This window comes from Kitasatospora sp. NPDC092948, assembly GCF_044754805.1.
In the GTDB taxonomy this organism is placed as follows: Bacteria; Actinomycetota; Actinomycetes; order Streptomycetales; family Streptomycetaceae; genus Kitasatospora.
Window position 1 is genome coordinate 196,316 of record NZ_JBIVPU010000001.1, and the last position, 12,759, is coordinate 209,074.

General features: G+C 75.6%; 14 protein-coding genes. 5 read left to right on the forward strand and 9 right to left on the reverse strand.

All coding sequences use genetic code 11. The annotated features are described in order from the left end of the window. Nucleotides 1-119 precede the first annotated feature (119 nt). Nucleotides 120-488, forward strand: coding sequence for a hypothetical protein (locus ACIQF6_RS00595; protein WP_400888347.1), 369 nt, complete (start codon nucleotides 120-122; stop codon nucleotides 486-488). A gap of 437 nt (nucleotides 489-925) precedes the next feature. Beyond that, complete coding sequence (locus ACIQF6_RS00600) at nucleotides 926-1,174, forward strand: hypothetical protein (protein WP_400888349.1); 249 nt, start codon at nucleotides 926-928, stop codon at nucleotides 1,172-1,174. 82 nt (nucleotides 1,175-1,256) lie between these two features. Here the strand turns inward: ACIQF6_RS00600 and ACIQF6_RS00605 are convergent, their stop codons facing one another. Next, entirely contained in the window at nucleotides 1,257-1,502 is a 246-nt protein-coding gene (locus ACIQF6_RS00605; RefSeq protein ID WP_400888351.1) for a hypothetical protein, read from the reverse strand. Beyond that, entirely contained in the window at nucleotides 1,499-2,659 is a 1,161-nt protein-coding gene (locus ACIQF6_RS00610; protein WP_400888352.1) for an anion permease, read from the reverse strand. The genes ACIQF6_RS00605 and ACIQF6_RS00610 overlap by 4 nt, the downstream gene beginning before the upstream one ends. Nucleotides 2,660-2,859: 200 nt before the next feature. Here ACIQF6_RS00610 and ACIQF6_RS00615 point away from each other — a divergent pair, with 200 nt between their 5' ends. The 3 genes from ACIQF6_RS00615 to ACIQF6_RS00625 all read left to right on the forward strand — a co-directional run bounded on the left by ACIQF6_RS00615 (nucleotide 2,860) and on the right by ACIQF6_RS00625 (nucleotide 6,540). Next, the gene (locus ACIQF6_RS00615) at nucleotides 2,860-3,924 is read left to right on the forward strand and encodes an NAD(+)/NADH kinase (protein ID WP_400888354.1); all 1,065 of its coding nucleotides are present in this window, start codon (nucleotides 2,860-2,862) and stop codon (nucleotides 3,922-3,924) included. 170 nt (nucleotides 3,925-4,094) lie between these two features. Beyond that, nucleotides 4,095-4,787 carry an ATP-binding cassette domain-containing protein gene (locus tag ACIQF6_RS00620; RefSeq protein WP_400888356.1) on the forward strand — a complete coding sequence of 231 codons (693 nt, stop codon included), beginning with the start codon at nucleotides 4,095-4,097 and terminating at the stop codon, nucleotides 4,785-4,787. Nucleotides 4,788-4,863: 76 nt separating this feature from the next. Beyond that, complete coding sequence (locus ACIQF6_RS00625; RefSeq protein ID WP_400888358.1) at nucleotides 4,864-6,540, forward strand: DUF6297 family protein; 1,677 nt, start codon at nucleotides 4,864-4,866, stop codon at nucleotides 6,538-6,540. Nucleotides 6,541-6,812: 272 nt separating this feature from the next. Here the strand turns inward: ACIQF6_RS00625 and ACIQF6_RS00630 are convergent, their stop codons facing one another. The 7 genes from ACIQF6_RS00630 to ACIQF6_RS00660 form a co-directional block, all read right to left on the reverse strand. Continuing rightward, entirely contained in the window at nucleotides 6,813-8,033 is a 1,221-nt protein-coding gene (locus ACIQF6_RS00630; RefSeq protein WP_400888360.1) for a sensor histidine kinase, read from the reverse strand. Beyond that, the gene (gene cseB / locus ACIQF6_RS00635) at nucleotides 8,030-8,743 is read right to left on the reverse strand and encodes a two-component system response regulator CseB (RefSeq protein WP_400888362.1); all 714 of its coding nucleotides are present in this window, start codon (nucleotides 8,741-8,743) and stop codon (nucleotides 8,030-8,032) included. Before cseB ends, ACIQF6_RS00630 begins: the two co-directional genes overlap by 4 nt. Continuing rightward, a complete protein-coding gene (locus ACIQF6_RS00640) occupies nucleotides 8,740-9,534 on the reverse strand; it encodes a hypothetical protein (RefSeq protein WP_400888364.1) in 795 nt (264 codons plus the stop codon). Before ACIQF6_RS00640 ends, cseB begins: the two co-directional genes overlap by 4 nt. 113 nt (nucleotides 9,535-9,647) lie before the next feature. After that, nucleotides 9,648-10,253: a class F sortase gene (locus ACIQF6_RS00645; protein WP_400888366.1), complete on the reverse strand. Its 606-nt coding sequence runs from the start codon at nucleotides 10,251-10,253 to the stop codon at nucleotides 9,648-9,650. A gap of 40 nt (nucleotides 10,254-10,293) precedes the next feature. Beyond that, the gene (locus ACIQF6_RS00650) at nucleotides 10,294-10,668 is read right to left on the reverse strand and encodes a sortase-dependent protein (protein WP_400888367.1); all 375 of its coding nucleotides are present in this window, start codon (nucleotides 10,666-10,668) and stop codon (nucleotides 10,294-10,296) included. A 271-nt stretch (nucleotides 10,669-10,939) separates the two neighbouring features. After that, nucleotides 10,940-11,611, reverse strand: a complete 672-nt coding sequence (locus ACIQF6_RS00655; protein WP_400888368.1) for a response regulator — start codon at nucleotides 11,609-11,611, stop codon at nucleotides 10,940-10,942. Then, complete coding sequence (locus ACIQF6_RS00660; RefSeq protein ID WP_400888371.1) at nucleotides 11,608-12,690, reverse strand: sensor histidine kinase; 1,083 nt, start codon at nucleotides 12,688-12,690, stop codon at nucleotides 11,608-11,610. The genes ACIQF6_RS00655 and ACIQF6_RS00660 overlap by 4 nt, the downstream gene beginning before the upstream one ends. Nucleotides 12,691-12,759: the final 69 nt, after the last annotated feature.

Genomic DNA, 12,759 nt, shown 5'->3' on the forward strand with positions numbered 1-12,759 from the left:
CCTGTGCAGCGTACTTTATTCGCCAATTCCGTGCGGTGACCAGAGCGGGTTCCGGTTGCTACTTTGTCCACCTGCATCCGGGAGTCCTGCCCGGATGCCACGCAAAGAACGGACGGCTCATGAACATTGACAGCGCGCTCGCGGATGCGATGAGCATCGAGGGTGCCATCGGGGTGGCCCTGGTCGACTACGAGAGCGGAATGTCGCTCGGGTTTCTCGGCGGAAGCCAGCAGCTCGACCTGGAGGTCGCGGCCGCGGCCAACACCGAGGTCGTCCGGGCGAAGATGCGGGCCCTGGCCGTGCTGTCGATCGACGACGCCATCGAGGACGTGCTGATCACCCTCAGCAGCCAGTACCACCTGATCCGCCCGCTGGCGGACAGTCAGGGCTCGCTCTTCCTCTACCTGGCGCTCGACCGCTCGCGCGCCAACCTGGCCCTCGCCCGGCACAGCCTCAAGCGGATCGAGACCGGGCTGGCCATTCGGTAGCCGAACGCGCTGCCGACGGCGACGGGTCGGGCCCGGGCCGGGTCGGGGAAAACCGGGAATGAGAGCCGGGCACAACGATTCGATCACCGGAAGGTTGTGATTGGGAATTCCGGTGGCGAGCGCCGGGGCCGCATGGTGAGCGGCCGGATTGCGTGACGTTTCGATGACGGTGCGTCATAGGCGTGGCATATGCGCCTCCGGCGGTTTCGGGCGCCTTGCCGAAGGCCGGGAGAGACCGCCGACCGGAATCCGCCGCCGCCTCCCCCGGGTGAACGGGGCGGGGCGCGACCACGGCCCGTCACCCGTCCGGGTGGTTCGGCCGAGTGGCGCAGCGGTGCCTGCCGCCGGGCTCGCGATACTGGGCACTGCCCGAGCCGGCCCGGTGACCCGGGTCACCTGCGGTCGGTCGGCCCGGACCGACGAGGAAAGGTGATCCGATGACACCGGTGAAGAAGCTGCTCCGGACCGCAGTCGTGGCCGCGTGTGCGGCTAGTGCCGCGCTGGCCGTCGTTCCCGTGGCGCACGCCGCGTCGCAGGGGCAGGGCTGCCGCTACTACTACACCAGCTGGTTCAAGGGCCCGAACGGCCAGACGGACGGGTACGGCGACTACCCGGAGGGCGCCACCGACCCCGAGGGCCGGGTCTGCCAGAACGGCTGGTGGGTCGACCAGGACGCGGACTACTGAGCCGAGTCCCCGGCCCGTCCAGGAGGTGCCCGCCGGCCGCGCCGGCGGGCCGTTCTGTGCGGTCGGCGCCCCGGTGCGCCCGTCACCGGTGGTCGACGATGACGGAGATGCCCCAGCCGATCGCGGCGAGCACCACGGCGAGGAGCAGTCCGGCCAGGGCGCGGGCGGCCGGTCCGGCGGTGGGCTGATCGACTCCCGGGCGGGACAGGACCGCCGGCGGGTGGAGCAGGCGCAGGGCGAGGGCGAACAGGGCGGGCAGGCCGGCGCCGGTGAGCAGGCCGACGGCGACGATCTTCCAGATCGCGTTCAGGTTGATCCAGGCGTTCACGAGTTCACCTCGTCGTCGGCCTTGGCGGGCTCGGGGGCCACCGAGCCGGTCCAGGCGGCGTTGACGTTCTCCGGGGTCACGGCCGGGTACCGGGACGCGGCGAAGAACGCCACCGACGCCAGGATCAGCGCCACGAAGATCACCACCACGCCCGCCGTCCCGCCGATCCCGGCCGCCACCCAGTACGCCAGTGCGCCGACCAGGGCGGCGGCGGGCAGGGTCAGCAGCCAGGCCACCACCATCCTGCGGGCGAGCTGCCAGCGGACCACGGCGCCGGTCCGGCCGAGGCCGGAGCCCAGGATGGATCCGGTGGCCACGTGCGTGGTGGACAGCGAGTAGCCGAAGTCGGTGGAGCACAGGATCACCGCGGCGGACGCCGACTCGGCGGCCATCCCCTGCGGCGATTCGATCTCCACCAGCCCCTTGCCCAGCGCCCTGATCACCCGCCAGCCGCCGATGTAGGTGCCCAGGGCGATCGCCAGCGCGCAGGAGAGGATCACCCAGTCCGGCGCCTTCGCGCCGGGCGGCAGGGTGCCGTTGGCGATCAGGGCCAGGGTGATGGCGCCCATGGTCTTCTGCGCGTCGTTGGTGCCGTGGGCGAGCGAGACCATCGACGCCGAACCGACCTGGCCGAACCGGAACCCGCGCCCGCGCGCGCCCTCGGGGACGCCGCGGGTGAGGCGGTAGACCAGGACGGTGCCGGTCGCGGCGACCGCGCCCGCGATGAACGGCGACAGCGCCGCGGGCACGATCACCTTGGAGACCAGGCCCTGCCACTTGACGGCCGAGACGCCGGCCGCCGCCACGGTCGCGCCGACCACCCCGCCGATCAGCGCGTGCGAGGAACTGGACGGGATCCCCAGGTACCAGGTGGCCAGGTTCCACAGGATGCTGCCGGTCAGACCGGCGCAGACCACCGTCAGGGTCACCTCCCCGGTGGCGACCAGACCGTTGGCGATGGTCGCCGCCACCGCGGTCGACAGGAACGCCCCGACCAGGTTCAGCACCGCCGAGACGCCGACCGCGACCCGGGGCGGGAGCGCCCCCGTGACGATCGAGGTCGCCATCGCGTTGCCGGTGTCGTGAAAGCCGTTGGTGAAGTCGAAGCCCAGCGCAGTGGCCACCATCAACGCCAGGACCGCATCGTTGCCGGTCACGGAACCGAACCTACCCCGCGCCCCGGCCCCGGCCCGGCTCCCGCGACGGCGCGGCGTGCCGGTGGACCCGGTCGGCGAGCGCGGCATGTCGGCGGCCCGATCGTCCGCCGGGATCCGAGGATTGACGCAGTGACAGCTCGCGGCCCCGGCGTCCACGCCGACCGGGCCGACGGGGACGGGGCGACAGGACGAGGTCGAGCATGGCCGTGCAGCGCGTCGGACTGGTGGTCCACCGGGGCCGGGCCGCCGCCCGGGAGGCGGCAGGAGTGGTGCACGCCTGGTGCACGGCGCACGGCGTCCGGTGCACCGAGATCGACGTGTGGTCGCGGGACCACCACCGCCGCTCCGGACGCGAGGAGGCGCTCGCCGCCGGGAACCCGGACCTGGTGGTCACCCTCGGCGGGGACGGCACCTTCCTGCGCGGCGCCCGGATCGCCGTCAAGACCGGCGCCGCCGTGCTCGGCGTCGACCTGGGCAAGGTCGGCTTCCTCACCGAGGTGCCGGCCCGCGACCTCGCCACCGCCCTCGACACCGTCCACGCCGGCCACGCCCCCGTCGAGGAGCGCATGACACTGACCATGCGCGCCTCCCGCCCGCCCGACGTCCCCGCCGAGCTGGAGCCGTTCCTCGACCACGGACGCGGCCCGACCCTGCCGCCCCCGCCGGAACGGCCGGAGAGCACCGCCGGCGACGGCTGGGGCGTGTCACTGGACGTCAACGCCCTGAACGACGTGGTGGTGGAGAAACTCGCCCGCGACCACCAGGTGAGCGCGGGCGTCTACATCTCCGGCCGACTGCTGGCCGCCTACTCCGCCGACGCCCTCGTGGTCGCCACACCCACCGGCTCCACCGCGTACAGCTTCTCCGCCGGCGGGCCCGTGCTCTCCCCGCACATGGACGCCGTCGTCTTCACCCCCATCGCCGCCCACATGACCTTCAACCGCACCGTCGTCGCCGCCCCCGACGAACCGATCGCGCTGCGCATCCTGCGGCACTCCGGGCGCGCCGCGGTCAGCATCGACGGCCAACTCCGGGGAGTCCTCGACCCCGGTGACTGGATCGGCGTCTACCGCGCCCCGCAACGCGTCCGGCTCGTCCGGCTCCACCCCACCGACTTCTACGGCCGCCTCCGGGACCGCTTCCGGCTCACCGACGCCCCCGCCACCGCGACCGACGGGCAGTCCGCCCCGTTCTTCCGCCCCGACTCCTGCGTCCCCCCGGACCTGGCCGGCCTGCGCCTGGGTCCTCCCGCCGCAGCCCGCTGAGCCGGCCCGGCCGACCTGCCGGGGACGGCCGCCGCGCGGCGCGCGGCATAGGCTGAGCGGGCCGGCCCACAGGCCGACGAGCCAGGGGGAGACGGATGGGGAAAGACCGCGATCGAGGGCTGTCGGCCCGGTTCCAAGCGCCGACTGAGCCTCGCCAACCGCAAGGTGACGTGGCATCACCGGTGCTGACCGCCGAGGACATCCAGGTCTGCGCGGGCGGCCGGCAGCTGCTCGCCGTGCCGGAACTGGCCGTGCCCCCCGGCGGGTGCCTCGGGCTGGTCGGCGTCAACGGATCAGGGAAGTCCACGCTGCTCAAGGCACTCGCCGGACGCTGCCGCCTCGACCGCGGCACCGTACTGCTGGACGGCCGCCCGGCCCGGGAGCACGAACTCGCCTTCCGACAGCACGTCGGCGTCCTCCTCGACGACGCCGACTGCTTCCCCGACCTGACCGTCGCCGAGCACCTCCGCATGGTCGCCACCGCGCACGGCACCGACCACGTCGACGCCCGGTGCGACCGGCTGCTCGACGCGCTGGGCCTCCGCCACCGGGCCGACGCCTTCCCCGACACGCTCTCCGCCGGCCAACGACAACTGCTCCTGCTGGCCGCCGTCCTGGTCCGCCCGGCCCGACTGCTCCTACTGGACGAGCCCGAACAACGACTGGACACCGGAGCCCGCGAACGCCTGGCCGCCGCGCTGCGACAGTGCCGGAACGACGGCACGGCGATCGTCCTGGCCGTGCACGACCAGCACCTGCTCGACCGGGTCGCCGACCGGGTGATGGTGCTGGACGGCGGCCACGTCGTCGACCACGGCCCGACCGCCGAGGTGCTCACGAGGGGAGCGACGCCGTGGCGCTGACGATCTGTCGGATGCCGCAGTCCGTGCGGGTGTTCGACGGGCCGGGTTCTGTCCGGGTGGGGTGGGGAGTCGCGTGGTGGCGCTGACGACCCGACGGATTACGCAGCCCGCACCGCCCTCCGGCAGTGCCGCCCGCGGCGCCGTCGAGGAACTGCGCCGTGTCCGGGCCCGCCGGGCTGCCCGTGCCGCGGGCGGCCGTGCGCAGCGGGTGTGGGGCGGGCTGGTCGGTGGCGTGGTGCTGGTGGCCGTGGTGTCCGGGGCGGTCGGCACCCTCTCCGGTCTGGCCGGATCGGTGCTGGTGCCCGGTGACGGGCGGCTGCCCGGGCTGCTGGTCGGCCTCGGCGTACTCGGCACCGCCGGGCTGTTGCGGCTCTCGCTGTGGCTCGGCCCGGTCGTGCTGTCGGCGCCGGAACTCGGTTGGCTGCTGCCGTTGCCGGTGGACCGCCGATGGCTGCTGCGCCCGTCGTTGGTGGCGGCGCTGACTGCCGCCGGGGCGGGCGGTGCCGTGCTGGGCGCGCTGGGCGGTGCGGTGGCTGCCGCCGGCGGGCGGCCGGGCCCGTTCGGGATCGGACTCGCCATGGCCGTCGGCGTGCTGACGGCGTGGTCCGCCACGGCCCTCGGCGTGCTCGCCGAGGGCTCACCGGGGTGGGCCCGTTCGGTGCGGGTCGGCTCGGCGGCCCTCGCCCTGGCCGGTCTGACCCAGCTCGGCGCGCTCGCCGTCGGCCGCCACCACCTGGCCACCGGCCTGCTGGCCGCGTCCGGCCCGTGGGGCTGGGCGGGCTGGGCACTCGGCGGCACGGCCGGCGGCTTCCGGCCGACCCAGCTGCTCGCCGCGGTGGCCCTGGCGGCGGCCACCGCCCTCGCCGTGACCGCAGCCGACCGCTCCCTCGCCACCCTGCCGACCGCCGATCTCGCGCTCCGCTCGCACGCCCTCGGCCGGGCCCGGACCGGCCTGCTGCTGCTCGACGTCCGGCAGATCGCACTGGTCGCGCAGGCCGCCGCCCGCGCCCGGCGGACCGGGCCCGGACTTCGGCTGCCGATGCCCGAGTCCCGGCTGCTGATTCTGTTCTGGCGGGACGCCACCGCGCTGCTGCGCCGCCCATGGCGACTGGTGGCCGCCGCCGCGTGGAGTGCCGGCACCGTGCTGCTGCTGGACGCGACCCGGCTGTGGGCCGGGCACGCCCATCCCGCCCCGGCCACCGCCGCCTGGCTGGGCTGCCTGCTCAGCGTCGGCCCCTACCTGGCGGCCGCGGCGCTGATGGAGCCCGCCCGGGAGGAGACCGACCGGCCGGCCCGCACCGGCCTGCTGCCGTTCACCCCGGCCCGGATCGCGCTCTCCCACCTGGTGGTGCCGACCGTGCTGCTCGCCGTACTGGGCACGGCCGCCGCGACCGTCACCGCCGCCCTCGTCCCGACCCCGGCCGCCGTCCTCCGGGCCGTCCTGCTGCTCCTCACCGCGGGCGCCCCGGCGGCGGTCGGGGCGGCGCTGCTCGGCGCCTACCGCGGGCCGCTCCGGTACGACCTGATGGCGCTGTCCGCGGACTGGTACGGCGCGCTGCCGTTCGTGCTCTGGTACGCCGCCCCGGCGCTGACCGCAGTCGCCGTCGCAGGCCCGCTGCTCTGGCACGCCGCCACCGCCACCGCCCTCACCCACGGGACCGTCCTCGCCCAGTTCGCCGCCTCTGCCGTCCTCGCCCCGGCCTTGGCTGCCCGGCGGGTCGCCCGTTCGGTGGTGCGCCGCACGGAGGCCTGACGCCGCGTCCCGAGGTCCGGACCCGCGCGCCGCTGTGCTCACGGTTCGGGTCTCGCCCGGTTCCATGGCCTCCGCCGTGTTCGGCCCCGCCCGGTTGCCGGTCAGGTTGTCCGCTCGGAGGCCTGACGCCGCGTCCGGTGGGTCGGGCCCGTGCCGCTGTGCCCATGGCTCCGTTCTCGTCCGGTTCCATGGCCTCCGCCGTGCTCGTCCCCGCCCCGGCGGTCCGTCAGGTCGTTCGCGCGGTGGTGTGTCGGGCCGAGGTCCGGGCCTGTTCAGGGCGGGGTGTCGGGGCCGGGGAGGTGGAGGTGGGCGAGGGCGCCGCCTTCGGGGTGGTTGGCGAGGGTGAGGCGGGCGCCGATCGCGGTGGCGTGGCCCTGGGCGATGGTGAGGCCGAGGCCGTGGCCGCCGCCGCGTTCGCGGGCTCCGGTGCGGAAGCGTTGCGGGCCTTCCCGGAGGATGTCCTCGGGGTAGCCGGGGCCGTGGTCGCGGACGGTCACGGTGGTGCCGTCGACCGTGGCCAGGACGGGCGGCCGGCCGTGCCGGTGGGCGTTGGCGATCAGGTTGGCGACGACCCGGTCGAGGCGGCGCGGGTCGGTGGTGACCGTCGCGTCGGAGTCGATCCGCAACTCGACGTCCACGCCGGTGTTCGCGGCGATCCGGGTCAGCAGCGGGGCGAGCGGCAGGTCGGCGAGGTCCGGCGTCTCGGCGCCGGCGTCCAGACGGGACACCTCCAGCAGGTCCTCGGTCAGGTCGCGCAGCGCGCGGACCCGGTTGCGGACCAGTTCGGTGGGCCGGCCGGGCGGGAGCAGTTCGGAGGCGGTCAGCAGGCCGGTCAGGGGCGTGCGCAGTTCGTGGGCGACGTCGGCGGTGAAGCGCTGTTCGCCGGCGAGCTTGCTGCGCAGCGCGGCGGACATCGAGTCGACGGCGGCGGCCAGTTCGGCCACCTCGTCGCGGGTGCGGCCGAGTCGGCCGATCCGGGCGTCCAGGTCGCCGCGGGCGATGGTGCGGGCGGTGCGGGCGGCGGTCCGCAGGCGGCTGCTGATCCGGTCGGCGGCGAGGACCCCGGCGAGCACGGTGACCAGGACGGACAGTGCGGCGCCGATGGCCACGGCGCGGTCCAGGTCGGCGATCGCCCGGGCGTCCTCGGCGTAGTCGATCCGGACGGACAGCACCCGTCCGTCGGCCCCGGCGGCCGCCCACATCGCGGGGCCGTGCGGCCCGGGGCCGAGCATCGAGCCCTGCCGGCCCCGTTCGGCCAGCCGGCGCAGTTCCGCGGGCAGCGCCGGGTCGTCGGCGGCGGAGTGCCAGCCGCCGACCAGGTCGCCGGTCGCGTCGTAGCCGGTGAGCACCGAGTCGAGGGCGGCCATCGCGGACTTGCGGGCCTGGTCGGTGTGCTGACGCACCGAGGCCTGGTGGACCAGGGCGCCCACGGCCAGTGCGACCAGGCAGGAGACCAGGGCGATCACGGCGGCGATCTGCCGGCGGAGCGTCACAGCGTCCGCCGCAGTCTGTAGCCGAAGCCCCGGACGGTTTCGATCCGGGCGGCGCCGATCTTCGCCCGGAGCCGTTGGACGTGGACGTCCACCACCCGGCTGTCGGCTCCCCAGGAGTAGTCCCAGACCCGCTCCAGCAGAACCTGACGCTCCATCAGGACGCCGGGTGCGGCGGTGAATTCGAGCAGCAGGCGGAGTTCGGTCGGGGTGAGCGGCACCGGCCGCCCGGCGACCCGGACCTCCAGCGCGTCGGTGTCCACCTCCAGGTCGTCGATCACCCGTACGGCGTGCGCGGGCCCGGGCGTCGCGGTGGTGGCGGCCGGTCCGAAGCCGGTGCGGCGCAGCACGGTGCGGATCCGGGCGACCAGGACGGCGATCTCGAACGGCTTGACCACGTAGTCGTCGGCGCCGGCCTCCAGGCCGGAGATCACGTCGATGGGTTCGGTGCGGGCCGACATCATCAGGATCGGCAGCCGGCTCTCCTCGCGGATGCGCCGGCACAGGCCGACGCCGTCGAGCAGCGGCAGCATCACGTCGAGCAGCAGCAGGTCCGGCGGTGCGGCGCGGAACCGCTCCAGGCCCTCCAGGCCGTCGGCGGCGGTCTCGACCGGGAATCCGTAGCGTTCCAGGGCGAGTTGGGTGGCCTCGCGGATCACCTCGTCGTCCTCGACCAGCAGGATGCGGGGGGTGCCGGGTGCGGGAGTGGTCATCGGTTCCTCGACGGGGTGGGTCGGACGGCGGCGCCCTGTCGCAGGGCCGGGGCGTCGTCGGTGGCGGCGGGGACCGGCGAGGGCACGGCGGACGGTGCCACGGGCCGGGTCGACGGACCGTCGGGCAGGCAGCCGGCGGCGTTCTGGTCCGGGTCGGTGCCCTTGATCCGGCGGTCGACGAAGGCCATCCGGTCGGAGCTCCACCGGTAGGTGCTGCTGGTCTCGGCGGACGGGCCGGTGGGCTCGTGGACGACCAGGTCCTCGCCGACGGTCTCGGCGGTGAATCCCGGAAGCACCGTCAGGGCCAGGACCGGCAGCACGTCGTGGCCGCGCAGGGTGTAGACGCGCAGCACGGCCCGTCCGGCGTCGGAGTCGGTGCCGGTGACCACGGCGGTCAGCATCTCGGGGCTGCCGTCGCCGTCCAGGTCGCGGTACTGGGCGGGCCGGACTTCGCAGCCGGTGCACCGGCCGTTCAGGGCGGCCCGCTCGCCGGAGGTCAGGTCCGGGTCCTGGGCGAGCACGGTGCGGGTGTCGAGTTCGTCGAGCGAGCCGGCCGACAGTCCGGGCAGCGGGACGGGCGGTTGCCGGTCCGCCACGGCCTGTGCGGCGGGCGGCGCGGAGGTCCCGGAGGCCGGCCACAGCGGTCGGGGGCTCGGGTGGGACCGGATCGGGCGGGTCGCCCCGGCGTCGTCCAGGCCGCCGGGCGACCGGCAGCCGGTGGCCGCCGCGACGGCCAGCAGCCCGAGCAGTGCGCACCGCAGCAGGGCGGAGCGGATGGGCCAGGTCTTCACGTCGAGACCGCGCCTTTCGGGTGCGAGCGGGGGAGCAGCAAGTGTCCACCACCGCCGGACCGCCCACCGTCGCGGGGTCGCGGGCGGCGGGCGGTCGGGGTGTGGGGTCGGGGTCAGGGGGTGACCGGGTCGGCGAAGACGATGATGTTGTCGGTGTAGTGGCCGTTGCCGCCGAGGGTGCCGCCGCAGGTGATCAGCCGCAGCTGCGGGCCCGGGGTGTCGCCGTACACCAGGTCGGTCGGGAAGGCGTCCTTCGCGAACTGGCGCAGCTCGCGCACCTGGTAGGAGAGGACGCTGCCGTCCTCCCGCCGGATGTCGATCCGGTCGCCCGGGTGCAGTCCCGGCAGCCGGTTGAACACCGCGGGGCCCTTGTGGGTGTCGTAGTGCCCGAGCAGCACGGCCGGTCCGACCTGGCCCGGCGCGGGGCCGCCCCGGTACCAGCCGACCTGCTGCGGCCGGTCGAGCGGCGGGACTTCGACGGTGCCGTCCGGGTTGAGGCCGACGTCCTGCACGGGCGCGTCCACGCCGATCCGGGGGATCAGCAGCCGCACCGGCGGCGAGAGCGGGACCTGCGCGGTCGCGGGCGGCGGCGAGGTGGCCGGTGGTGCGGCGGCGGCCGGTCCGGCCGGGTCGGCGGCGACGATCCGCACCGGCGCGGGATCCGCGCCGCGCGTGGTCGCCAGCGTCACCCCGACGGCGATCAGCAGTCCGGCCGCCACGGCCGGCACCCACGAGGAGCGCCGGCCGCGGCGGTGCGGACTAGTTCCGGGCTGCGGCACGGCGCCGGGAGACCAGCACACCGATCGTGGCGACGCCGGCCGCCGCGAGCCCGGTGCCGAGCACGAGCGTGGTGGTCGAGCCGCCGCCGGTCGGGCCTTCGCCGGTCTGCGCGCCGCCCCGGGGCACCTGGCCGACCTGGGCGCCGGGCGTGGCGGCCACGCTCGGCGCGGACGCCACCGGGGACGGCGCCGCCGAGCGCACCGCGCTGGGCGACGCGGCGGCCGGGGCCAGGGTCGGGGTCGGGGTGGCGGTGTCGGCGAACGCGGCGGCGCCGGGCAGCACGAGCGCCCCGGCGGCGGCCGCCGAGACCAGTGCGAGGCGAACCGCGCGGCGGACGGACGTGGTAGCTGACATGGGCTTCCTCCGAATGTCCGTCACCTGCGGGCCGTTGCCCGCGGGTTGACGTCGCTCACGCTAGGAAGCGAGCCGCTCGGCGAACCGCCGGTCGTGTAACAGCCACCGGCCGGCTCCGTAACAGTTCGAGGCCGCCCACCGGCGGGTCGGCGGCACCGCGGGCACCGACGTCCGGGCGGCGCCGGCCGTCACGGTGCTGCTCGTCGCGGGCTGCGTCCGGCTGGCCGTCCGGCTCGGCGCGCGCCGGGAAGTCGCGCAGCCCCGCGCCGCGTCACGGCGCCGGTGGCGACGGCGCCGTGACGCTCAGCCGGTCCTCGCGGACCCGGGCGGCCAGGTCGAGCTTGGTGAAGGTGGGGCGGCCGGCCCGCTGGTACTTCTCCTTGACCTGGTCGAGGTACCACTTGGCGGTCTGCGGGCTGATGCCGGCCCGGCGGGCGGTCGCCTTGAGCGTCAGCCCGGAGGCGTAGTCCAGCAGCACCTGGAGCTCGCGGGGGGCGAGCCGGGGACGCCCCGGGCGGTCGTCGTGGGCCAGCGCGAAGGCCATCTCGGGGGAGTGCACGGCCCGGCCCGCGGCGACCTCGCCGATCACGTCCACCAGGCGGTCCAGGTCGTGATCCTTGGTCAGGTAGCCGGCCGCGCCCGCCGCGATGGTGTCCGCCACGTCGGCGGGCGCCGCGTGCGTGCTGATCACCAGCACCCGGGGGCCGGCGGCGCACAGCCGGGAGACGTTCGACTCGGGCGCCGAGCCGTCCCGCAGCATCAGGTCGAGCAGCACGACGTCCGCCGCGCGGCCCGGCCCGGAGAGCAGGTCGCCCACGGTCGGGGCGCTGGCGAGCAGCCGTAACTGCGGGACCTTCTCCAGCCACGAGCACAGGCCGTCCAGCAGCATCCGGTCGTCGTCCACCGCCGCGACCGCGATCGCGTCGCAGGTCCGGTCGGTCATGCGGGCCACCTCAGTTCCACCAGGGTGCCCTCGCCGGGGGCACTGTCCACTGCGGCTGCGCCGCCGATCTCCTGCATCCGGCTGACGATCGACTGCCGCAGGCCGGTGCCGGCGGCCGGGGTGCGCCCGGTGTCGAAGCCGCAGCCGTCGTCCACGACGGTGACGGCGATCCCGTCGCCCTGCCCGGCGGCGGTCAGGTGCGCGGTCGACGTGCCCGCGTGGTGACGGACGTTGTTGAGCGCCTCCGTGACGGCGGCGGCCAGCGAACGGGCCACCGGCGCGGGCAGCGCGGGCAGCGCGTGGTACCGGGCGCTGACGGCCAGACCGATGCCCTCGGCGGCGGTCACCGCCTGTTCCAGCACCTCGCCCGCCGCGATGGCGCCGCCCTGCCCGTCCTCCTCGTCCGAGCGCTGGATCAGCCGCCGCAGGTAGGACGCCTCCCGGGCGCACCGCTCGCGGAACCGCGGCGCGGTGGCGTCGACCCGCTGGTGCGCGATGGCGGTCAGGGTCGCCAGCACGGTGTCGTGCAACGCCCGGTGCTGGGCGGTCCGTTCGGCCCGGCGGGCGCGGGCGGCCTCGGCCCGCACCGCCCGCTCCCGGGCCTCGTCGAGCTGCACGCCCTGCCGGTGCAGGTAGCTCCGGAAGACCTGGGCCAGCAGCGCGGAGGAGACCAGCGAGACCAGGTGCCCGGCCAGCGGGCGGGCCGCGCTCTCCTGGAGGAAGCAGGCCGTGTGCACGGCCACCACCAGGGCGACCGCGCCCGCCGCCTCGCGTCCCGACAGCCCGGCCGCCGCCGCGGCGGTCGCCGAGCTGCCCAGCAGCATCACCCAGGAGCCGGCCTGCGCGCCCGGCGCGGCGCCGGTCGCCAGCGCGACGACGGGGACCAGGCAGCCGGTCAGCAGGACGTCGCACCAGAGCCGGTAGCGGCCGAACTCCCCTTTCCGGTACCCGGGGACGAACAGGACCGCGCTGCTGGTCAGCGACACCCCGAACAGCAGCATCGCGACGCCGGTGCCGCCGGCCGCGGCCACGCCGTTGACCAGGTGACTGGCCCGGTACAGCCCGGTGGCCAGGAGCATGAACTGCCGGGCGCGTTGCAGCCCCGATCCCAGCCCCGAACGCGGCCCTGATCCCAACGAGACCCCCTG